We start from the raw sequence: 18,780 nt of genomic DNA, 5'->3' as shown, positions 1-18,780 counted from the left end.
TTATCATGAATGAGTTTTCCGTTGTTTGCCGCGTGCTGGGTACGCTGTTTTACCGTCAGCCGCAAGATCCGCTGTTGGTGCCGCTGTTTACGCTGATTAAAGAGGGTAAGCTGCAGCAACACTGGCCGCTGGAGCAGGACGAACTGCTGGCGCGCTTGCAGCAGGGGTGCGATGTGAACCTGCTTTCCGCCGATTTCAACGCGATGTTTGTCGGCAGCGAATGCAGCGTGTCGCCGTTCCGTTCCGCTTATGTGGAAGGGGCAACGGAGGCGGAAGTCCGCACTTTCCTGCAGCAACGCGGCATGCCGCTTGGCGAAGCGCCGGCCGATCACTTCGGCTCTCTGCTGCTGGCTGCCTCCTGGCTGGAAGATCAATCGCAGGAAGACGAAGTGCAGGCGCAAATCACCCTGTTTGACGAATACCTGTTGCCTTGGTGCGGCCGTTTCCTCGGTAAAGTGGAAGCGCACGCCACCACCGGTTTTTACCGTACGTTGGCGCTGCTGGCCCGTGAGTCTATCCAGGCGATGCGTGACGAACTGGCGGAGTATGAGCAGGACGAAGAACAGCCGGGCGAAGAAGGCTGAAGCACTGAAAATGGCGGGCCTGCATGGCCCGTCATCGTTTTCTCCGCGTTAAACACAGGTTTTCATCCCCCATACGTAAGTTGACAAAAAATCCCCTACTCTGACAGTTCATCGGCGGTTGGCTTTTTCGTGCCTGCGCGCCTCGTTTTCTCACGCAAAGGGTAGAGCATGAAAAATAACTGGATGCAGCAGATTCAATCGATGATTGGGCAAAAGGCCGGTTCCATCGGTGGGGCGGAAGGCATTGGCAAACTGCTGGCCCCGACCGCGTTGGGGGGGCTGGTGGGCGTTTTGCTGGCAAACAAGTCTTCGCGCAAGCTGGTGGGCAAGTTCGGCAAAAACGCCTTGATTATCGGCGGCAGCGCAGCCGTTGGCGCCGTGTTGTGGAATAAATACAAGCAGCGGGTGAAAGAAACTCATCAGGACGAACCGCAGTACGGTCTGCAGGCCACGCCGGTGGATCTGCGCGCCAAACGGTTGGTGCAGGCGCTGGTGTTTGCCGCCAAGAGCGACGGCCATATCGATGCGGAAGAAAAACGCGCCATCGACCACAGCCTGGAACAACTGCAGGTGGGCGAGGAAGCGCAAAAATGGGTGCAGGAGGCGATCGACCAGCCGTTAAACCCGGATCTGATCGCCCAGAGCGTGAAAAACGAAGATGAAGCGCTTGAGGTGTATTACCTCAGTTGCATGGTGATCGACGTCGATCACTTTATGGAACGTGGCTATCTCGATGCGTTGGCGCAGTCATTGAAGATCCCTGCGGACGTCAAGCAGGGCATTGAGAACGACGTCAACGAGAAAAAACGCGAGCTGGCGTAGCGCCGCTTGGCAAGCCGGGGGGAATCGTGTCACTCTTGCCTTAATCAAGGTAAGCGGATGATTTAGCAATGATGACACCCCCTAAGGCAGAAAAACGGCCTTATCCTATCACCACCCACGGCGACACGCGCGTGGATGACTACTATTGGCTGCGCGACGACGAGCGCGCAGATCCTCAGGTGCTGGACTATCTGCAGGCTGAAAACGCCTTTACCGACGCGATGCTGAAACCGCAGCAGGCGCTGCGTGAAACGCTGTATGAAGAGATGGTGGCGCGTATTCCCCAGCAGGAGCACTCGGTGCCTTATGTCAGGCAGGGTTACCGTTATCAGACCCGTTTTGAGCCGGGCAACGAATACGCGATTTATGTTCGTCAGCCGCAGGCAGAAAATGAACGCTGGGATACGCTGATCGACGGCAATCAGCGCGCTGAAAAGCGCGAGTTTTACACTCTCGGTGGGTTGGAAGTCAGCCCCGACAACCAGAAACTGGCGGTAGCGGAGGATTTCCTGTCACGCCGCCAGTATGACATTCGCTTTAAAAATCTGAGCGACGACAGTTGGGCCGACGAAGTGCTGGAAAACACCTCCGGCAGCTTCGAATGGGCGAACGACTCTGCCACCGTTTATTACGTGCGCAAACACGCCAAGACGCTGCTGCCCTATCAGGTGTATCGCCACGTGGTGGGCACAGATCCGCAGCACGACGAACTGATCTACGAAGAGCAGGACGACACTTTCTACGTGGGGCTGGAAAAAACCACCTCCGAACGTTTTATTCTGATCCACCTGAGCAGTACCACTACCTCGGAGATTCTGCTGCTGGATGCCGACCGCGCCGACAGCACGCCGCAGATGTTTGTGCCGCGCCGCAAGGATCATGAATACGGCATCGATCATTATCATCAGCATTTCTATATCCGTTCCAACAAGGACGGCAAGAACTTTGGCCTGTATCAGAGCGAGCTGGCCGATGAGGCGCAGTGGCAGGAGCTTATCGCTCCACGTGTCGAGGTGATGCTGGAGGGCTTCAGCCTGTTCCGTGACTGGCTGGTGGTGGAGGAGCGCAGTGAAGGCCTGACTCAGTTGCGCCAGATCCACTGGCAGAGCGGTGAAGTGAAGCGCATCGCTTTTGACGATCCGACCTATACCACCTGGCTGGCCTACAATCCGGAGCCGGAAACCGAACTGCTGCGCTACGGCTACTCTTCGATGACCACGCCGACCACGCTGTATGAGCTTAATCTCGACAGCGGCGAGCGCATGATGCTCAAGCAGCAGGAAGTGAAAAACTTCACACCGGAAAATTACCGCAGCGAGCGGGTATGGGTAAAGGCGCGTGATGGCGTCGAGGTGCCGGTCTCGCTGGTTTATCGCCAGGATCGTTTCATTCGGGGCAGCAACCCGTTGATGGTTTACGGTTACGGCTCTTACGGCAGCAGCATGGATCCGGCCTTCAGCGCCAGCCGCTTGAGCCTGCTGGATCGCGGTTTTGTCTTCGTTCTGGCGCACATTCGCGGTGGCGGCGAGCTGGGGCAGCTGTGGTATGAGGACGGCAAGCTGTTCAAGAAGCAAAATACCTTCAACGATTTTATCGACGTGACCGAAACGCTGGTCGCGCAGGGTTATGGCGATGCCAAACGGGTCTTCGCCATGGGCGGTAGCGCCGGCGGCCTGCTGATGGGGACGGTGATCAATCAGGCGCCGCAGCTGTTTAACGGCATCGTGGCGCAGGTGCCTTTTGTCGATGTGGTCACCACCATGCTGGATGAGTCTATCCCGCTGACCACCGGCGAATACGACGAATGGGGCAACCCGAACGATCAGGCGTATTACGATTACATCAAACAATACAGCCCGTACGATCAGGTGAAAGCGCAAGATTACCCGCATATGCTGGTGACCACCGGGCTGCACGATTCGCAGGTACAGTACTGGGAACCGGCCAAGTGGGTGGCGAAGCTGCGCGAGCTGAAAACCGACGATCGTCAGCTGCTGCTGTATACCGATATGGATTCCGGCCACGGCGGCAAGTCCGGGCGTTTCAAAGCCTATGAGGACATTGCGCTGGAATACGCCTTTATTTTGGCGCTGGCGGAGTAATCTGCAGGCGGGCGGCGGTTGCTGCCCGCTTTTTCAACCAATCAGATAGTATTTCAGCGTGTGCTTCATGTCCGGGCTGAGATCTTCAATGGACTTCAACATCCAGCGCAGATAGCCGGGATCCTCCTGCGCAATGCGATCAATTTCCTGCCCGCGATACTTGCCGAATTTGAACTTCTTCAGCAACACCGGCTGTTCGGTGATTTGCGCCATTTGTTCCGGCGTCCAACCTGAATCCTTGATGATGCGTTGCAGCAGTGCGGCGGTGACATAGCAATCGTACAGCGCCCGGTGTGGGTACAGCGTGGTGTCTTGCGGCAATTGCACCTCAAGATTCAGCGCATAGCGCAGATACTGGTTGCCATATTTGATGTCCGGGTACAGAGTGCGCGCCAGCTTCATGGTGCATATCCAGGCACCGCGCATTTCCGGCAGCACGCCGCGATCGAAAGCCGCATTGTGCGCCACATAGTAGGGGCTGCCCAGATAGCGGCCGATCGCTACCGCGATGCGCGGCTTACCCTCGACCATCTGTTCGGTGATATGGTGGATAGCCATCGCTTCAATGCCAATGGGCCGATCGGGGCTGACCAAATCGCTCATCGGGTTGGCGATTTGACCGTCGATCAGGTCAATGGAGGCGACTTCTACCACGCCGCCGTCCAGCCCGCAGGTTTCAGTGTCAATTACGCGTAAAATCATGGTTTCCTCAGGGTCACTACACAACGTTAGCTTAACCGGCAGTAGTGCCCGTGCCAACCGCTGGGGCGGTTTTCTGCGATCAGCAACCCTTGACTGCTATCTGGTACGCTGGCCACCTGTTGACCTGTTTCATCCCATATTGCGCTTCTGCCGGCCGGGACCCAGCCACCGGTAGGGCCGGCATGGTTAGCCATCAAGGTGACCACGCCATGTCGTTGCGCATAACTCGCCAAGTTAGAGCTGTCGATGGAGTAACCGGCTTGAGAAACCAACACGCCGGCGGCGTAGATCTCAGCACCGGCTATTGCGGCATCGGCAACATGTTCTGGGTGCGCGGTGTCAGCGCAAATCGCCAGGGCGATCCGTCGTTGGCTCACCGTCAACAGTGCGCCGCCATTGCCGGGACAGAATATCTCTTTTTCCGCACCGTGCAGATGTTGTTTGGTGTAGGCATTTCGGTTGCCGTCGGGGCGGAACGTGAGTGCGCCTATAAACAACTCAGTGCCATCATTGAGCGGAGCGCCGACAACAAGCGTCATCTGTTGTTGCTTAGCCGCATCGGCTAGCGGCTGCAAACGCGGGTCGTCAAGCGTAAGGGCTAAACGACTGGCAGCATTGAGCTCGTAACCGGTCAGCGAAAGTTCAGGAAAAATCAGCAACTGCACATGTTGTGCAGCGGCCTGGCGGATAAATCTCAGATGGTGGTTCAAATTGCGTTCAATATCAGCCGCCACCGCGTGGTACTGAGCGGCAGCGATAATCAAGCGAGGCATCGGTATTCACTCCGGTAATTTCAGGCAACAAAAAACCCGCCTCGGCGGGTTTAATTACGGTTAGAAGTTCGCTTACTCGCCGGACGTTTGCCCTTTTTTGGCGCGCTTGCCTGCACGTTTTTCTGCAGGGGTTTTCAACGGCTTCTTCTTCGCATTTTTCTTGCTATCCATTCCCTTACTCATGATGGCCTCTCAGTTACCTATGGGTGGGTGGTTTGCTAAGCCATTAACCACCTTACACCGCTTGGTTGCAAGCATGAAAACGTATGTTTTAGTCAATTGCTTGTTAAGCGTGAGTATTTTGTTTTTTATGAACGGCTGCTTAATTGGATTGATATGTTATAATATAACAAATAAATTATCACCGGAGAGCGCAATGACCGTTATTTCCTTGTTAAACCCACAGCAGCTCCTGGCCATGCCGGAGTCTGATTATATGAACCCGGCACAGCAGGCATTTTTTCGCCAATGCTTGCTGGAGGAGCAGCAAAAATTGCTGCAGCACATCGATGCGTTGAAACGTGACATCGACGGCGGGGAGTTGACCGGTGACGAAGCGGATAAAGCCGCGCGAGAAGAAGACCTGCGATTATTGTTCCGCCAGTTGGATCGTGAAAGCCGCTTGCTGCCGAAGATCGCCGCAGCGCTGACCCGGCTTTACAACGGCGAATATGGCTACTGCCTGGAAACCGGAGAGCCTATTGGCCTGGCACGTCTGCTATTGCGGCCAACGGCGGAACTGAGCATTGAAGCGAAAACAGCTCAGGAAATGCGCGAGCCGCACTTGCGCAAAAGAGGTTGATGCGCAGATTGGCTGCATGGAGCAAAGGGTATTTTGCAGCCATTTTAAGCAAACGCACGTTAACTTGTTGGAGAGTGTAGGAGTTTTCGGGTTTTACCGTTGACCTGATGGGCCGCTTCGGCTTTTATGAGGGTACGACCACAGAGAGACGGAAGCGCCATGGAACAATTACGAGGTTTGTACCCGCCGTTAGCAGCGTATGACAGCGGTTGGCTGGACACAGGGGATGGCCACCGGATCTACTGGGAGCTGAGCGGCAACCCGAAGGGTAAGCCGGCAGTCTTTATTCATGGCGGGCCGGGTGGCGGCATTTCCTCCTATCACCGCCAACTGTTCGATCCGCAGCGCTATAAGGTGCTGCTGTTCGATCAGCGCGGCTGCGGCCGCTCCAAACCGCACGCCAGTCTGGACAACAACACCACCTGGCATCTGGTGCAGGACATTGAACGCTTGCGCGAAATGGCCGGGGTGGATCAATGGCTGGTGTTCGGCGGCTCATGGGGCTCGACGCTGGCGCTGGCCTATGCGCAAACCCATCCGCAGCGCGTTAGCGAAATGGTGTTGCGCGGCATTTTCACGCTGCGCAAGCAGGAGTTGAGCTGGTATTACCAGGACGGCGCTTCGCGCTTCTTCCCTGAGAAATGGGAGCGCGTGCTGTCGATTCTTTCCGAGGAAGAGCGCAAGGACGTGATCGCGGCCTACCGCCAGCGTTTGACCTCAAAGGATCTGCAAGTGCAGCTTGAAGCGGCGAAGCTGTGGAGCGTGTGGGAAGGGGAGACGGTAACGCTGTTGCCAAGCACCGAGTCTGCCTCCTTTGGTGAGGATGACTTTGCGCTGGCGTTCGCCCGCATCGAAAACCACTACTTTACCCATCTGGGCTTCCTGGACAGCGACGACCAGCTGCTGCGCAACGTTTCGTTGATTCGCCATATCCCGGCGGTGATTATCCATGGCCGTTACGACATGGCTTGCCAGGTGCAAAATGCCTGGGATTTGGCGAAGGTCTGGCCGGAGGCGGAGCTGCATATCGTCGAGGGGGCCGGGCACTCCTTCGATGAACCGGGTATCCTGCATCAGTTGATGCTGGCCACCGACAGGTTTGCTGCAAAATGACGCAAAACCCGCCATAACGGCGGGTTTTTTTACCTGGATTTCGGCTCGTACGGCAGGCGCGAATACTTGTGTGATTCGACGCGATAGAACGCCACGCGTTCGCGGAAATAGTCGCGCAGGTGCGCCGGCTGTTCGCGCTCAACCATTTCCGGGATCACCGGCATGTTATAGCGTTCTTTAAACGCCACGCCGGAAGCCGCGAGATCAACGTTTACTTTGTCCATCTCTTCTTTGGAAAGCTCTGCCAGATTGTAACCCACCGTATTCTCCTTACTGTCACCGCATTGGATCAGCGCAGAAGGTAATGCACACGGCGGCGCTTGGCAAGCCTGAAGCGCAAGGAGAGCAGGGGGGTGGGAATAACGTTGGCCGTCAGCGATTATTTATTATGCCGAAGGCAATGCAATCCATTTATTTTATCAAATAAGAATGATTCGCTTTTTGGTTAAATATACAGATGAAAATAATTATCATAATAATTTGGATGAACAATTTGGTTTTAATATAACAAATTGATTTTAAAGCACTTAAAAATAAAGTTGAGTCTAATGTAAATCAGGTGTTTTTATTTTGTTCTTGCCAAGGCATAATGCGGAAAAATTAAATCGACACCTGCAAATAAAAGGGATAATTATGCTGACGCAAGAAATGACCAAAAAGCTGAATGAGCAACTGAATCTGGAATTTTATTCCGCCAACATGTACCTGCAAATGAGCGCATGGTGCAGCGATAAAGGCTTTGAAGGCGCGGCTGCATTTCTTAAAGAGCATTCTCAGGAAGAGATGCAGCACATGCAACGTCTGTTCGATTATCTGAGCGATACCGGCTCCCTGCCGCTGTTGGGCACCATCGCCGCACCGCCGGTTGAGTTCGAATCCCTGGCGGACGTGTTCCAACAGACTTACGAACATGAGCAACTGATTACTCGCCAGATCAACGAGCTGGCGCACGCGGCAATGACCGCTCATGACTACTCTACCTTCAACTTCCTGCAATGGTATGTCGCTGAGCAGCATGAAGAAGAGAAACTGTTCAAATCCGTGCTGGATAAACTGGCGCTGGTGGGCAATAGCGGCAAGGCTCTGTTCTTCATTGATAAAGATCTGAAGAAGATGGGTGCAGCCGGTGAAAACGGCAACGGCCAGGGCTAATAACCCCCGCTGAAAAACCGCGCGTCGGGCTTTGCCTGGTGCGCGGTTTTTTTATGCCCTGCATTCAGCATGGGTTAGCAGCGATACGTGCTGCCAGATCGCAGAATGCCAGCGTTCTGCTCGACTTACGGATCGAGTCTCGTTATCATTTAATTCGATACGCTACAGGGAAGGTAGAGAGTCAAAACAGCGGGTTAGCCGTTATTCCTGTTCTTCTGTTTACCCGTGGCGCAATCATCTGCGGTGGGTTCCGGCTGCCGGCCTTAACCCTTATCACCCTCGATTATTGCTTTAAGGGATATCACTGTGATCGGTAAAATTCGTTCTTCGTATCGCCTGTTTTCTACCATTTTCGTGCTGTTTGTCGGGTTGTCCTCGCAGCAGGCGCTGGCGCATGCCCATTTGAAAGTGCAGACGCCGGCGGAAGATGCCATCGTCAGCCCGGCACCGAAGGTGCTGACGCTCAATTTTTCCGAAGGCATTGAGCCTAACTTCAGCGGCGTGAAAATTACCGGCCCGAACGATGCCAAAGTAAAAACCGGTAAATTGCAGATTGAGGCGAACAACAACACCCAGATCAATTTGCCTATCGAAGATGATCTGGCTGCCGGTAAATATAACGTCAGCTGGCATGTGGTTTCGGTCGACGGTCATAAAACCAAAGGCCAGTACAGCTTCACCGTTAACTAAGCATGAGTCTGGCGACCCTGTTTGTTCTGTGTCGCTTTGCGCACTTTGCGGCGGTGATGCTGATGTTTGGCACCAGCCTGTTCACCGCCTTATTGTCGCCGCAGCGCCTTTCCCCGTATCTCTCTCGCGACGTGCGTCCTTTACTGGTCTCCGGCACCTGGCTCGCCGGGCTTTCTGCCGTGGCGCTGCTGGCTATTCAGGCCGGGCAGATGGGGGATGGCTGGGCCGACACCTGGCAACCCGATATTTGGTGGGCGGTGCTGGGCACCACCTTCGGCGAGGTCTGGCGCTGGCATTTGGGGATGTCGCTGCTGGCAGTATTGAGCCTGTGGTTGCCGGATCAACGCCGCGCGCAGCTCTTGGCGCTGCTTTCCACGTTGTTGCTGGTCAGCATGGCGTTTATCGGCCATGCGGCGATGCATGGGGGCGCACTCGGCGCGCTGCACCGTTTTAACCATGCGCTGCATCTGTTGGCCGCCGGTTATTGGTTTGGCAGCCTGCTGCCGTTGTTGATTTGCCTGCGCTATCTCGCTCAACCGCAGTGGCGCAGCGACGCGGTGAGCACCTTGATACGTTTTTCGCGCTGGGGGCACCTGGCGGTGGCGTTGGTGATATTGACCGGCGTAATTAACAGTTTGATTATTCTCGGCAACTGGCCGCTGGACGTGGCTTCGCCATACCAGCGTCTGTTGTTGTTTAAAACCGCGCTGGTGGCGCTGATGGTTATGGTGGCGCTGGCAAACCGTTACGCTATCGTACCGGCGATGAGCAGCGTACCCAGGCTGGCACAGCGCGGGCTGGTGCTGGCCTGCTGGATTGAGGTTGTGCTGGGCGCTTGCGTACTGCTGCTGGTCAGTTTATTTGCAACCTATGCGCCGGTATAACATTGCGGCTTGCCGGATGCCCCTAAACTGCGGGAAAATTGAATCAAATAGCAACCTTAAGGCCATAACATGAAATCGGTATTACTTGGCATTACGCTGCTGGCCACCGCGACCGGCGCGCTGGCGGCAGACCAACTGGTTAACATCACCAAGCTGGAATACGGTAAGCAATGGGCGTTCACCAAAGAAGAAGTGACGCTGCAATGCCGCAGTGGCGGCGCACTGTTTGTGCTTAACAACAGCACGCTGATGCAATACCCGCTCAACGCCGCCGCAGAAGCGCAGGTGAAAGCGGGGCAGCAGCGCGCCCAGCCGCTGGATGTGATCCTGCTGGATGACGCAGCCAATCCCGGCAAAAAAATGAGTACAGAGCCATACCGGGAGCGCGCCGAGAAGCTGTGCGCGAACTAATGGCTTGCTCCACAAAGGCTTAGCCAGAGGTTAACCGGTGCTGAAAAATTGCGCGGGGTTAATTCCACAACGCAACTATCACCGCCCGTGTGCGAGGCTGGCAAAACTAGCGCGGTAAGCTACTCTTAAAGTGCATGGCTGAACAAGCCCTGCACAAAATGCCAACTTTTAGCGCACGGCTCTCTCCCAAGAGCCATTTCCCTAGACCGAATATAGGAATCGTATTCGGTCTTTTTTTGTTTATCATTTTAAAACAGTAACTTACAAGCAAAACAACCACTTATCACGCTTCCTGTTCTACCGTATTACACCCTTTTTCTTCCTCTGTCGCCACTTTGCCGCCACTGTCCTTGTACGTCTGTGTCAGTGGGTTGAGCGCTATTGCCTCCTCTAAATGGTCTGGCGCGAAATGGGCGTAGCGCATCGTTACCCTGATATCTGAGTGCCCAAGGATGCGCTGCAAGACTATGATATTCCCCCCACCCATCATGAAGTGGCTAGCAAAGGTATGGCGGAGCACATGCGTCATTTGTCCTTCTGGCAAGGTTATATTCGCCAGTCGCAGAACTCTATAAAATTGCTTGTAGCAAGGATCAAACTCCTTTTCATCCAGTATTGTGAGCTCGTCATATAATTCTTTCGAGATGGGTACAGTTCTGTTTTTCTTCCCTTTGGTGTTGGTATACGTGATTTTATATTTTGATATCTGCGATGGCCTTAGTTTTGCGGCCTCATTCCATCTGGCACCAGTTGATAGGCATATCTTTACGATGAGTGTTAACTCTGGGTTGCCATGAGTATGGCAGGCGTTTATCAGTGCTTTTATTTTCTCATTGTTCAACCATGCCATTTCCTTTTCTGGCTGATCAAACTCTCTGATGTTTTCCAATGGATTTGGCAGCGACCATTCGCCGAGTCGTTTTAACTCATTGAACACCGCACGCAAAAAAGCTTGTTCACAGCTAACCGTTCCCGTGCTGACTTTTCTTGTTTCAAGGCTGGTGCTATACCCTCGTTAATTTCGAGGACACGAACGCCATGATGATAATCTTCAGCCATCGGGCGGATCTCCGGGTTCGGCAACGTGAAAGAGGCGAGCGAGGTGTTTGTTCGCAATGAGCTGATACCGCTGCAGCGGAGGATGCAGGAGTTAAACGACTGGATAGGGGAAGAGGTTATCAGTTTTGAAAGTTATGAATTAGGAGGGGACTGATAGTTATCAAGTATATAGTGGTACTCAAAAACATAATATTGGTGGGTGATTTTTATTTCAAATGGTGCGCCTAAAAGTTAGGCGCACCTATTCATTCTAAAGAACTCCTGTCATTGCCATGTTAGCAATGGCAATCAGATCTCTCTCTCTTGTATCAATAAATTCCTCATAACTTTTGTCTCCATTTTTGAGGGGCTCACCAATAATTGCCGCTTTAAAAATCGCATCTCTTTCTGCTTCGTGTATTGTCGGGAAGTAAATTGCGGGATCATTGTCTGATATTTTATTATTGTCCTGTGCAGTAAGGAATGCAATGTTTGCTATTATGTTTGATTCATGGAACCCGATGCCTTTCTTGGCTAGGAAAGATTTCGGGTAAATGTGATGAAATTGTCTAGAATTGTATGCAGCAAGAGCCGCCCCGAGATCAACTACTTTCCCCGTAATGAAACTCCTTGGATTCATTTGCGCTAATAAACATATGGTTGTTTTTGCTGCGGAGGAATTACTTCGCCAAGCCTTCCTGAAAAATCCGGCTTCTATTTTCACTGGGGGCTGTATGTATAGATTTGGGTTTGAAATTATGTTATCCATACCCTGTATATCTTCCATTACATAGGTGTTGGTACCTGCTTTATATCTCTGGGATAAGCCACAACACCAGAACCATCGTTTAATTGAACTGTATTGATGACCTGTTGGCCTATCACATTTAGAGAAGAAATACACCAAAGGGACAAGCATGATTGGGAATGGCAAGAATGATGAGTTTTGAATCTTTAAATCTCTTTCCAGAAAATCGATTGTATGTTCGATACCTTTCTTAAGACTGGCCATGGCAGTGACTAAATCATCAGGGTTTACATCTATCAAGGAATCTGAATCGATTTGATTATTTATTATGGATGTCAAGCATCGCATTAAAAGAGTTTCATCAACTTGATCGTATCCTTTTGCTGATAGACTGTCTTTTATAGTGTCAATTTCATTCCTTAAATTAAATTTCTCTGACCAAGTCCAAGCTGTTAAAAGTTCTATGGTACTGAGTCGAGTACCTGATGAGTTTATACGTTGAAATATCCTACAAACTTCTTGATTGGTTCTCTCTTTAATCGTTACTACAGGGAATTCATAATCTTTAAATTTATCCACTAATCTTGTTATCATGCCTATCTCATGAGCGTTAAATTTTGCTAATTCAGCAATAAGCTTTGTGGTATCAAGGATATTGTATAAACCAACACTATTAACATCCCCTGGCTTACTTTCTTTATTATAGAATTTATCTTGGGCTGGGACATAATGGATGTCAAACCTTGATGATAATTCTTTATTCCTTGTCGGTTTGTCAGCGTTAAAAACACCATATAAAGTCGTTAGCCTTTGCTGCCCATCTAGAACGTAGTCAACAGGGTAATCTTCTTTTACCTCTGGAAGTTCATACCCCCCAACATTCCTCTCATATTTTAACGGTATTTTTGTTGACCACAATAATAATGATCCCACCGGATATCCACTATATATTGAATCAATTAGGCCTAATATTTGCTCATCAGTCCAAACAAAGTCTCGTTGAAATGCCGGGATTTTAATCTGCCCTCGAGTGACGTCATCTAGTAGGGAGGCTAATCGGGTGTTTCCAGAGTCTATTTTCTTTTTTATAGCAGCTTGTTGTTCCATCATAAACTTCCTTTCTGTGTGCAGAGATAAGATAAGCTTATAAAATCGCATAAATCACTGTGGCGCGCAATCGTAGCCCCGCCACGCCTGCCCGCTTTTTGTATGGGTTTTCATGCAGGTGCCCGAATAGCAGAAGGGCGCGCCATTACTGGTGCGCCCGGCTGTTTTAGATCCTTTTTTGATCGTGCGGATTCATGCAGCATAGACATGCATTACGCGGATTCGTCAGCTGTCTTGCTTAGTCGCTCGCTGAGTTCTGGAAGTAGTGCGCGGAGTTCGGCCAAGGGATTTGCAATTTTGCCGATCTCGCTCTTCGTCCTGCTTGAATTTGTTGTAGGTTTCAGTATCGAAAAATGACAAAGTTTCAACCTCATCTTTCGGTACGAGAACCCTAAAGTCACTAATGTTCAAGTGTGACAAACCACCAATTACACCGCTTTCTAAATAATGAGCGTGATAGTTTGTTGTGATATTGATGGTCAGATCATCTTTGTGACGGTGGCCACTAAGCATCGGCAGAATTTCCAGATGATCTGACATGCCGTGCTCAAGAGCGGGGCAGGTTACTAAACCTACGTAAATCTTACGGGAGGATAGGGTAATAATGATTGGGAACTGACGGGCGGAAGCCTCCATAAGCATTGCTTCGAACGAATTATTACCAACGGCTTTTGCCAAAGCATCCCATCGCCGATCCCCTTTTGACGTTTTCCTTTTACTCCACCAACCACAGAGCGCGGAGAGTGATATAGATATCACAACCCAGGCCATTTGCTTGATCTCGTTATTCCTCTGAGCCTTATCTGTTGTTGTTGAAACAACGCCATTAAAACTGTCTGTGGTGAGGTGTAAGATCTTGGCTACCCAGCGGAATACACCGGTGGCGTTCAAGATGAAGCATAAGAAACCGCCGACTAGGAAGAACACAATTCCCCAAGCAGCGACAAAAAAATAAGCGTCCCAGCCATTGGAACGCTTATATCTATATCTTGTTGATAATGAAAGGTTTACAAAAATAAACCCACTTACCAATATCACTGAAAGCAGAATTGTTGCCATTATCTTCTTCTGTTGTATTTTTGTACTTTAATCGTTGCCAGCTTATCCATCTGGTCATTAATGGCCTTGATTGTTTCTTCATTAGAAAGGTCGACAGAAACGAATCCATCTTTGCTCAAGTTGAGCTTTTCTTTGTTTTCCTTGAGGATTTTAGCAAGCCTTTCTGTTGGGTTGCCGAGCCTCAGTGCCGCTAGCGTTGTCATAACCCCCTCCTTAAATGGCGCAACATTATACAGATTGCGCAGTGCTCCTACAAGAAAAATAGCCATTTACTCTTCAGACAGGTAAATCGGCTATTCGTTGCACTGACTTAACTTAAGTCGACTTCATTGAGTATTGCAAGCCTTTTCGGCAACTTCATCAATGATTCATATTGTATTTATAGTAGGTGTTTAACCCATATTCACCTTCGTCTAGAACGCGCCAAGCGTCCTGGTAGTAGTTGATGTAATCGTTAGCCTGCCTCGGTGACCAGTCAAAACCGACCTTTTGCAACTCCCTCAAAAAATCGACAACCGCAACGGTCCATCTTCCGGTTGGTTTTCTTTTTCTGGCCAGTTGAAAAGCCCAAGCTTCGTCTCCACGCCGCGCCATAACTTAGCCCTCGCCTGCGTTGTAAAAAATTCCGTCGTAGTCTTGTTCTGGTAGAACCTCGCTGGACAGATCGATGATCATGCCCAAGGCTAGTTTTAAATCAGAAGCATGCCGTGGGGCGATAAGGGCAAGCTCTGCAATGAATCGAACGCGCGTTAAAGTTTGTTTTTGTTTTTCAAGTGATTCCATCACTGCCTCCAGATGGTACTGTATGTATATACAGTATTATGGTGAATGTTTTCAGGAACCTCGTCAAGACTCATTGTTAGTGAATTTATTTCATTCGCATGCATTTCCATCACTTAGCTATTTTTACCCTGTTGTGCCAACCACAAATAAAAAGCCCAGCACTTTTGGCTAGGGCTGGCCATCATATCCGGCGGGGCCATACTCCCACCAGGATCCCCCGTACAGTTATTGACAGAACTCCGAGAGGGCGCAGGTGCGCCCTGAAGGTCAACACCCAAAACCGGTGCTTTCTTCGGCACAATTTTCCATTGGATTACGCGGGTGATGATTGGCACGTCCTGGCCAACTGGCGGGGAGAAAACACCACGCACGCGGATCACGTCTTCGCCATATCCGTTGGTTTCCTCCGCGGCCTCGTAATAGGTACGGACAACCAGATCATCGCGCTTAACAAACGGCCCGCCTTGGGCGTTGATATATTCCGCCCAATTGCCGACGTCGGCGGCGTCGTGGACTGCGGCAAACTCTACGCTAAGGCCAATTGCGGCCTCATGGTCGGCCATCCGGCGCAACTCGCGGTATACGGTTACCGGAGCGCCACCAATGAATTGAAACTGACGAACACGCCAGCGAGCGGCCCAGGCAGACACTGCGGCGACGGTTTCCTTGAGCGGCTTCCCGCTTTCGTCGTCCAGTTCACCATCCAACTGATAGCCGTCGATATTTTTCGAAATGTATTTCGCAACATACCCGGTGGCGCTGCCCTGGTCAGGATCGATCTCTTCAGCATGGAAGCGTGCCTTACGGGCCTTAGCAGAACTCAATTCCCGAGCATCTTCCTGCGTTGCGTAATCGCGCATGATTTCACGTATCTGGCCAACATCTTCAGGCTGCATAAACATCAGCATGTGCCAGTGTGGCGTGCCGTCGTGGTGAGGCTCGGCAACCCTGATCCCGAAAATGCGTAAATCTTCGCGGTGGAGTTTCGCGCGAATCTTTGACCATACCGACCTCAGATAACCCTGTGTCTCGGCCGGGCTGGCGCCGTTCCATTTCCGATTACGATGGCCGTGTTTGTTGGTGGCATGAAATTTTGATGGGGCCGTTATGGTGTAGAACTCGCCGATGTAACCCATATCGTTACAGATATTCTCGAAGCCGCGGATGCGCACCATCAATTCACTGCGGCGGATCGCGGGATTCGCAACGCTGCCATCATATTTATCGATCAGGCTTATACGGTTGCCGGCTTCGTCTTCGAGCTCCATCCCCTTTAAAAACTCACGGGTGCGTCGCTTCTGCTCGCGCCACTCGGTGATCGCCGTCTTGCTGGCGTATGGGTTGGTTTTTTTACTGACGTTGGCCAGCGCAATATTCAAGTGCTCGCGCCATTCTGCAGAGGTGCGGCGCAGACGGTTGAGCCACCATTGCGGCGACAACATCCGGGATACGGCAGGGCCGGCATCTTCTTCGCTGAAAAAGCGTTTATTCAGTTTCTCCCACAGCGGCGGCAGTTGGCGAAAGTCGCGAGTGATGATCCCGGCACGGCGGTATAGCAACCACATTGCTTTCAAATCACTGCAGGCGGAACATTGCTCTGCGACTAGTCCCAACTCCTGCGCGATAAACGCGGCGATATCCTCGGCCACGGGACTGAATCGCCAGGCCTGCTAGCGTCATGTAACGAATGCCGGCATTAACGCTTTCGCGTATCGCACCGCGGCGCGCGGCGGTCATGGCGCCATCTGCAACCGCCTCGGCAGCAACCTTGCCGATTTCGGATGTGGCATTCAGCACATACGCCGCGACTTTGCCGCTGGAGAGTTCATTTATCGGTACGCACGGCTGGCAGTGCAACTGCGCCAGCATCCCATCGATCAGCGTCGGGTCTTCGGTGAGGTCGGTCAGCGACAGCAATTCCTCAACCGTCAGGCGGTGAGGCTGGTCAGGATTCAGCTTATTGCGCAGTACCTGCGCCGACATGCCAGCATCAGCGCTCAGCTGCTTGATGTTGTGCTTTGTCGCGAATCGGCGGCAGGCTTCTTCGTAGTGCGCCTGTTTAGAGACTTGATAATCAAACATGGTTTAGCCCTTCAAAATTCGAATAATCGAATTAACCGCGGATGTAGCGGCATTTGATCGCAACCTGGTGATTTTTCTCGCGCCACGCTTCGAGATTGATCAGGGCATTACCGTGCTTGGTCATCGTGACCTCTTCGATCTCGCCGGTCTTCCGGTTCTTCCGGTTTTGCTTCACGGTGGTGGTAGGGGTTGGCGCCAGCAGCACAACGCCGTTGGCGATCCACTTCTCCAGCACAGATGCGCTGATGCCGTTAACGGCAATGAAGTCCTCTTTGGACATGGTCGGCGAGGTGTGCATAGCAACTGCGCACTGCACTGCTTCCAGAATGGCGCCGCTCAGACCAGGCAGAAGCATGTTTGCAATCTGCGCAGGTGAAAAAGGCGCGGCGGGTGCGGCCTGGAGGTTTGCAATATCATGAGATATAAAGCAATATCTCCGGTTAGTGGTTTGTGTTCTACGGTGTTACATGTGGTGTGTATCTATCGTAGATTCGTTTTTTGTATCTATGAATACGAAAATCGAACTTAAGGTTGTCTTGATGCGTATAGAAAACGCTGTGGCGTCAGAGGTTTTAGAAAGAATCCTTTCTTCTTATGGGTTTACCATGCAGAAAGAGCTTGCTGAAAAACTGGAAATTTCCAGTAGTAACGTAGGCGGGTGGCTTTTGCGTGGGCAGGTTCCGGGCACGGTAATTGTGCGATGCGCACTGGATACTGGCGCTGATGTCACTTGGTTGGTAACTGGGAAATTTGCAAATTCGAATATTGAAGTTGGCAAATCCACACTTCGCGGCAAAGCCTTATATGAAAAAATCCAAGCTGCAGGGGGAAAACCTGTGCTGCGAAGGATGCTAGATGCGTACGGGTTTCGAACTCAAAAAGAGCTCGGCGACTTTTTGGACATTTCAACCGCAACAATCAGCACTTGGGTTAGGCGTGAATATTTTCCCGGCGATGCGGTTGTTGCATGTGCGTTAGATACTGGCGTGTCATTGCTATGGTTGGCCACCGGGCAAGGCCATCCTGGCAACCCGGATGCTGTTTCCTACGAGCCATCCTTCACCACGCTGAAACGTTGGTCCATTGCTTCAGGTGAGTTAATTCGCGCTGGCGAATGGATTTGTGATCCTTCATTTACTCCTGAATCCACTTCAGAGCTGGGATACGTCCAGAAAAGCAATAATTCTTGGCTTGTAGATTTTGGAAAGAAAACCCTTGGTAATGGGTCATAGTTACTCGATATTGATGGAAGCTGCGATATATACACAGTTGCAATCCTTCCAGGCAAAAGAATTAATATCACAGGAATAACTATAAGTTTTGAATGTGATATTGATAAAGTGAACCCTTTGGGGGTTGTAATAATGGAAATTAAAAAACTGTATTAAGTAAGGAAAAGCAATGAAAAAATTCTTCAAGTGGATACTTTATATCATCGTGGCCTTGGTTGTTATTGGCTACTTTGCCGATGATAAAAAAGACAGCACAGCTAACACATCTACTTCGTCTGAAAGCACGCCAGCGGTCGCTGCACCGGCCAAGGAAGTGTACAAAACTACAGCGAATGCATTGTTCAAAGATTACGATGACAATGAAGTAGCTGCGGATGAAAAAATGAAAGGTAAAACAATAGAGGTTTCAGGAACAGTGCAATCTATTGATAAAGATTTTACCGATTCAATTATTGTGCGCTTAAAAACAAGCAATGAATTCCTACCGGCAATGATGGGCATTCAGGATTCAGAGAAGTCGACCGCTCTGGCACTTAAAAAAGGTCAGAAGGTTGTGATCACCTGTGAAGGGATGACTCGTCTGATGGGTGCACCGTCTGGCCGTGATTGCGTTTTTGCTAACTAAATTTTTCTGATGGCGGTGCGGAGAGCGCCGCCTTTTTGGTGTGGTCATTCCGTCGCCACTTTTTCTGTATC

20 protein-coding genes and 3 pseudogenes are annotated in these 18,780 nt (G+C 51.2%); 12 read left to right on the top strand and 11 right to left on the bottom strand.

Translation table 11 applies throughout. The features are described 5' to 3' along the window. Window positions 1-5 precede the first annotated feature (5 nt). The 3 genes from D4100_RS04785 to D4100_RS04775 all read left to right on the top strand — a co-directional run bounded on the left by D4100_RS04785 (window position 6) and on the right by D4100_RS04775 (window position 3,508). Window positions 6-584 carry a TorD/DmsD family molecular chaperone gene (locus D4100_RS04785; RefSeq protein WP_006317276.1) on the top strand — a complete coding sequence of 193 codons (579 nt, stop codon included), beginning with the start codon at window positions 6-8 and terminating at the stop codon, window positions 582-584. A gap of 168 nt (window positions 585-752) precedes the next feature. Then, a complete protein-coding gene (locus tag D4100_RS04780) occupies window positions 753-1,406 on the top strand; it encodes a tellurite resistance TerB family protein (protein WP_119803321.1) in 654 nt (217 codons plus the stop codon). 68 nt (window positions 1,407-1,474) lie between these two features. After that, complete coding sequence (locus D4100_RS04775; protein ID WP_119803319.1) at window positions 1,475-3,508, top strand: S9 family peptidase; 2,034 nt, start codon at window positions 1,475-1,477, stop codon at window positions 3,506-3,508. 33 nt (window positions 3,509-3,541) lie between these two features. Here D4100_RS04775 and exoX read toward each other — a convergent pair whose 3' ends face one another. Beyond that, the gene (exoX, locus tag D4100_RS04770; RefSeq protein ID WP_006317271.1) at window positions 3,542-4,210 is read right to left on the bottom strand and encodes an exodeoxyribonuclease X; all 669 of its coding nucleotides are present in this window, start codon (window positions 4,208-4,210) and stop codon (window positions 3,542-3,544) included. 26 nt (window positions 4,211-4,236) lie between these two features. Continuing rightward, window positions 4,237-4,983 (bottom strand): carbon-nitrogen hydrolase family protein, encoded by a 747-nt coding sequence (locus D4100_RS04765; protein WP_119803317.1) that lies wholly within the window; start codon window positions 4,981-4,983, stop codon window positions 4,237-4,239. 376 nt (window positions 4,984-5,359) lie between these two features. On the opposite strand from D4100_RS04765, the gene dksA reads away from it, so the two are divergent. Continuing rightward, window positions 5,360-5,785, top strand: a complete 426-nt coding sequence (gene dksA / locus D4100_RS04760) for an RNA polymerase-binding protein DksA (RefSeq protein WP_006317268.1) — start codon at window positions 5,360-5,362, stop codon at window positions 5,783-5,785. A gap of 159 nt (window positions 5,786-5,944) precedes the next feature. Further along, on the top strand, window positions 5,945-6,898 hold the full coding sequence (gene pip / locus D4100_RS04755) for a prolyl aminopeptidase (protein WP_119803315.1): 954 nt from the start codon (window positions 5,945-5,947) through the stop codon (window positions 6,896-6,898). A gap of 29 nt (window positions 6,899-6,927) precedes the next feature. Here pip and D4100_RS04750 read toward each other — a convergent pair whose 3' ends face one another. After that, complete coding sequence (locus D4100_RS04750) at window positions 6,928-7,158, bottom strand: DNA polymerase III subunit theta (protein ID WP_004943118.1); 231 nt, start codon at window positions 7,156-7,158, stop codon at window positions 6,928-6,930. A gap of 373 nt (window positions 7,159-7,531) precedes the next feature. Here D4100_RS04750 and ftnA point away from each other — a divergent pair, with 373 nt between their 5' ends. The 4 genes from ftnA (at window position 7,532) to D4100_RS04730 (ending at window position 10,035) form a co-directional block, all read left to right on the top strand. Then, window positions 7,532-8,050 carry a non-heme ferritin gene (ftnA, locus tag D4100_RS04745; RefSeq protein ID WP_004943119.1) on the top strand — a complete coding sequence of 173 codons (519 nt, stop codon included), beginning with the start codon at window positions 7,532-7,534 and terminating at the stop codon, window positions 8,048-8,050. A 306-nt stretch (window positions 8,051-8,356) separates the two neighbouring features. Next, window positions 8,357-8,740, top strand: coding sequence for a CopC domain-containing protein YobA (gene yobA / locus D4100_RS04740; RefSeq protein WP_065506134.1), 384 nt, complete (start codon window positions 8,357-8,359; stop codon window positions 8,738-8,740). Between the two features lie 2 nt (window positions 8,741-8,742). Beyond that, window positions 8,743-9,624: a copper homeostasis membrane protein CopD gene (gene copD / locus D4100_RS04735; protein ID WP_119803313.1), complete on the top strand. Its 882-nt coding sequence runs from the start codon at window positions 8,743-8,745 to the stop codon at window positions 9,622-9,624. A gap of 69 nt (window positions 9,625-9,693) precedes the next feature. Continuing rightward, entirely contained in the window at window positions 9,694-10,035 is a 342-nt protein-coding gene (locus D4100_RS04730) for a YebY family protein (RefSeq protein ID WP_004943126.1), read from the top strand. 283 nt (window positions 10,036-10,318) lie between these two features. On the opposite strand, the pseudogene D4100_RS04725 reads toward D4100_RS04730, so the two are convergent. Further along, window positions 10,319-11,044: pseudogene (locus D4100_RS04725) on the bottom strand (phage integrase); the annotation flags it as partial. A 63-nt stretch (window positions 11,045-11,107) separates the two neighbouring features. On the opposite strand from D4100_RS04725, the pseudogene D4100_RS25890 reads away from it, so the two are divergent. Further along, a pseudogene (locus D4100_RS25890) lies at window positions 11,108-11,248 on the top strand (phage portal protein); the annotation flags it as partial. Between the two features lie 96 nt (window positions 11,249-11,344). Here the strand turns inward: D4100_RS25890 and D4100_RS04715 are convergent. The 7 genes and pseudogenes from D4100_RS04715 to D4100_RS04680 form a co-directional block, all read right to left on the bottom strand. Further along, on the bottom strand, window positions 11,345-12,931 hold the full coding sequence (locus tag D4100_RS04715) for a DUF262 domain-containing protein (RefSeq protein WP_244941634.1): 1,587 nt from the start codon (window positions 12,929-12,931) through the stop codon (window positions 11,345-11,347). A 222-nt stretch (window positions 12,932-13,153) separates the two neighbouring features. Then, window positions 13,154-13,987: a hypothetical protein gene (locus tag D4100_RS04710; protein WP_119803309.1), complete on the bottom strand. Its 834-nt coding sequence runs from the start codon at window positions 13,985-13,987 to the stop codon at window positions 13,154-13,156. After that, the gene (locus D4100_RS04705) at window positions 13,987-14,256 is read right to left on the bottom strand and encodes a multidrug ABC transporter ATPase (protein ID WP_244941633.1); all 270 of its coding nucleotides are present in this window, start codon (window positions 14,254-14,256) and stop codon (window positions 13,987-13,989) included. The genes D4100_RS04710 and D4100_RS04705 overlap by 1 nt, the downstream gene beginning before the upstream one ends. A gap of 328 nt (window positions 14,257-14,584) precedes the next feature. Beyond that, window positions 14,585-14,770 (bottom strand): hypothetical protein, encoded by a 186-nt coding sequence (locus D4100_RS04695; RefSeq protein ID WP_119803305.1) that lies wholly within the window; start codon window positions 14,768-14,770, stop codon window positions 14,585-14,587. A 185-nt stretch (window positions 14,771-14,955) separates the two neighbouring features. Continuing rightward, window positions 14,956-16,419: pseudogene (locus tag D4100_RS04690) on the bottom strand (replication endonuclease); the annotation flags it as partial. After that, window positions 16,346-16,852 carry a phage regulatory CII family protein gene (locus tag D4100_RS04685; RefSeq protein ID WP_119803301.1) on the bottom strand — a complete coding sequence of 169 codons (507 nt, stop codon included), beginning with the start codon at window positions 16,850-16,852 and terminating at the stop codon, window positions 16,346-16,348. The pseudogene D4100_RS04690 and the gene D4100_RS04685, both read right to left, overlap by 74 nt. 31 nt (window positions 16,853-16,883) lie before the next feature. Next, window positions 16,884-17,207 (bottom strand): hypothetical protein, encoded by a 324-nt coding sequence (locus D4100_RS04680; protein WP_244941632.1) that lies wholly within the window; start codon window positions 17,205-17,207, stop codon window positions 16,884-16,886. Between the two features lie 184 nt (window positions 17,208-17,391). Between D4100_RS04680 and D4100_RS04675 the strand changes: the two genes are divergently transcribed. Together D4100_RS04675 and D4100_RS04670 are read left to right on the top strand one after the other, a co-directional pair. Further along, the gene (locus D4100_RS04675; RefSeq protein WP_335677268.1) at window positions 17,392-18,084 is read left to right on the top strand and encodes a helix-turn-helix transcriptional regulator; all 693 of its coding nucleotides are present in this window, start codon (window positions 17,392-17,394) and stop codon (window positions 18,082-18,084) included. A gap of 169 nt (window positions 18,085-18,253) precedes the next feature. Next, on the top strand, window positions 18,254-18,709 hold the full coding sequence (locus D4100_RS04670) for an OB-fold protein (protein WP_065506137.1): 456 nt from the start codon (window positions 18,254-18,256) through the stop codon (window positions 18,707-18,709). Window positions 18,710-18,780 lie beyond the last annotated feature (71 nt).

Source organism: Serratia inhibens, from assembly GCF_003591175.1.
Classification (GTDB): Bacteria; Pseudomonadota; Gammaproteobacteria; order Enterobacterales; family Enterobacteriaceae; genus Serratia; species Serratia inhibens.
This window is presented reverse-complemented; position numbering and strand designations above follow the sequence as displayed.

Excerpts from the sequence above, each read along its gene's own strand:
- D4100_RS04705 (WP_244941633.1), bottom strand. The coding sequence starts at position 14,256 with ATGGCTATTTTTCTTGTAGGAGCACTGCGCAATCTGTATAATGTTGCG.
- D4100_RS04785 (WP_006317276.1), top strand. The coding sequence starts at position 6 with ATGAATGAGTTTTCCGTTGTTTGCCGCGTGCTGGGTACGCTGTTTTAC.
- D4100_RS04715 (WP_244941634.1), bottom strand. The coding sequence starts at position 12,931 with ATGATGGAACAACAAGCTGCTATAAAAAAGAAAATAGACTCTGGAAAC.
- D4100_RS04685 (WP_119803301.1), bottom strand. The coding sequence starts at position 16,852 with ATGTTTGATTATCAAGTCTCTAAACAGGCGCACTACGAAGAAGCCTGC.
- D4100_RS04765 (WP_119803317.1), bottom strand. The coding sequence starts at position 4,983 with ATGCCTCGCTTGATTATCGCTGCCGCTCAGTACCACGCGGTGGCGGCT.
- D4100_RS04695 (WP_119803305.1), bottom strand. The coding sequence starts at position 14,770 with ATGGAATCACTTGAAAAACAAAAACAAACTTTAACGCGCGTTCGATTC.
- D4100_RS04780 (WP_119803321.1), top strand. The coding sequence starts at position 753 with ATGAAAAATAACTGGATGCAGCAGATTCAATCGATGATTGGGCAAAAG.
- exoX (WP_006317271.1), bottom strand. The coding sequence starts at position 4,210 with ATGATTTTACGCGTAATTGACACTGAAACCTGCGGGCTGGACGGCGGC.
- D4100_RS04675 (WP_335677268.1), top strand. The coding sequence starts at position 17,392 with ATGCGTATAGAAAACGCTGTGGCGTCAGAGGTTTTAGAAAGAATCCTT.
- D4100_RS04680 (WP_244941632.1), bottom strand. The coding sequence starts at position 17,207 with ATGCTTCTGCCTGGTCTGAGCGGCGCCATTCTGGAAGCAGTGCAGTGC.
- D4100_RS04670 (WP_065506137.1), top strand. The coding sequence starts at position 18,254 with ATGAAAAAATTCTTCAAGTGGATACTTTATATCATCGTGGCCTTGGTT.
- dksA (WP_006317268.1), top strand. The coding sequence starts at position 5,360 with ATGACCGTTATTTCCTTGTTAAACCCACAGCAGCTCCTGGCCATGCCG.
- D4100_RS04710 (WP_119803309.1), bottom strand. The coding sequence starts at position 13,987 with ATGGCAACAATTCTGCTTTCAGTGATATTGGTAAGTGGGTTTATTTTT.
- pip (WP_119803315.1), top strand. The coding sequence starts at position 5,945 with ATGGAACAATTACGAGGTTTGTACCCGCCGTTAGCAGCGTATGACAGC.
- copD (WP_119803313.1), top strand. The coding sequence starts at position 8,743 with ATGAGTCTGGCGACCCTGTTTGTTCTGTGTCGCTTTGCGCACTTTGCG.
- D4100_RS04730 (WP_004943126.1), top strand. The coding sequence starts at position 9,694 with ATGAAATCGGTATTACTTGGCATTACGCTGCTGGCCACCGCGACCGGC.
- D4100_RS04775 (WP_119803319.1), top strand. The coding sequence starts at position 1,475 with ATGATGACACCCCCTAAGGCAGAAAAACGGCCTTATCCTATCACCACC.
- ftnA (WP_004943119.1), top strand. The coding sequence starts at position 7,532 with ATGCTGACGCAAGAAATGACCAAAAAGCTGAATGAGCAACTGAATCTG.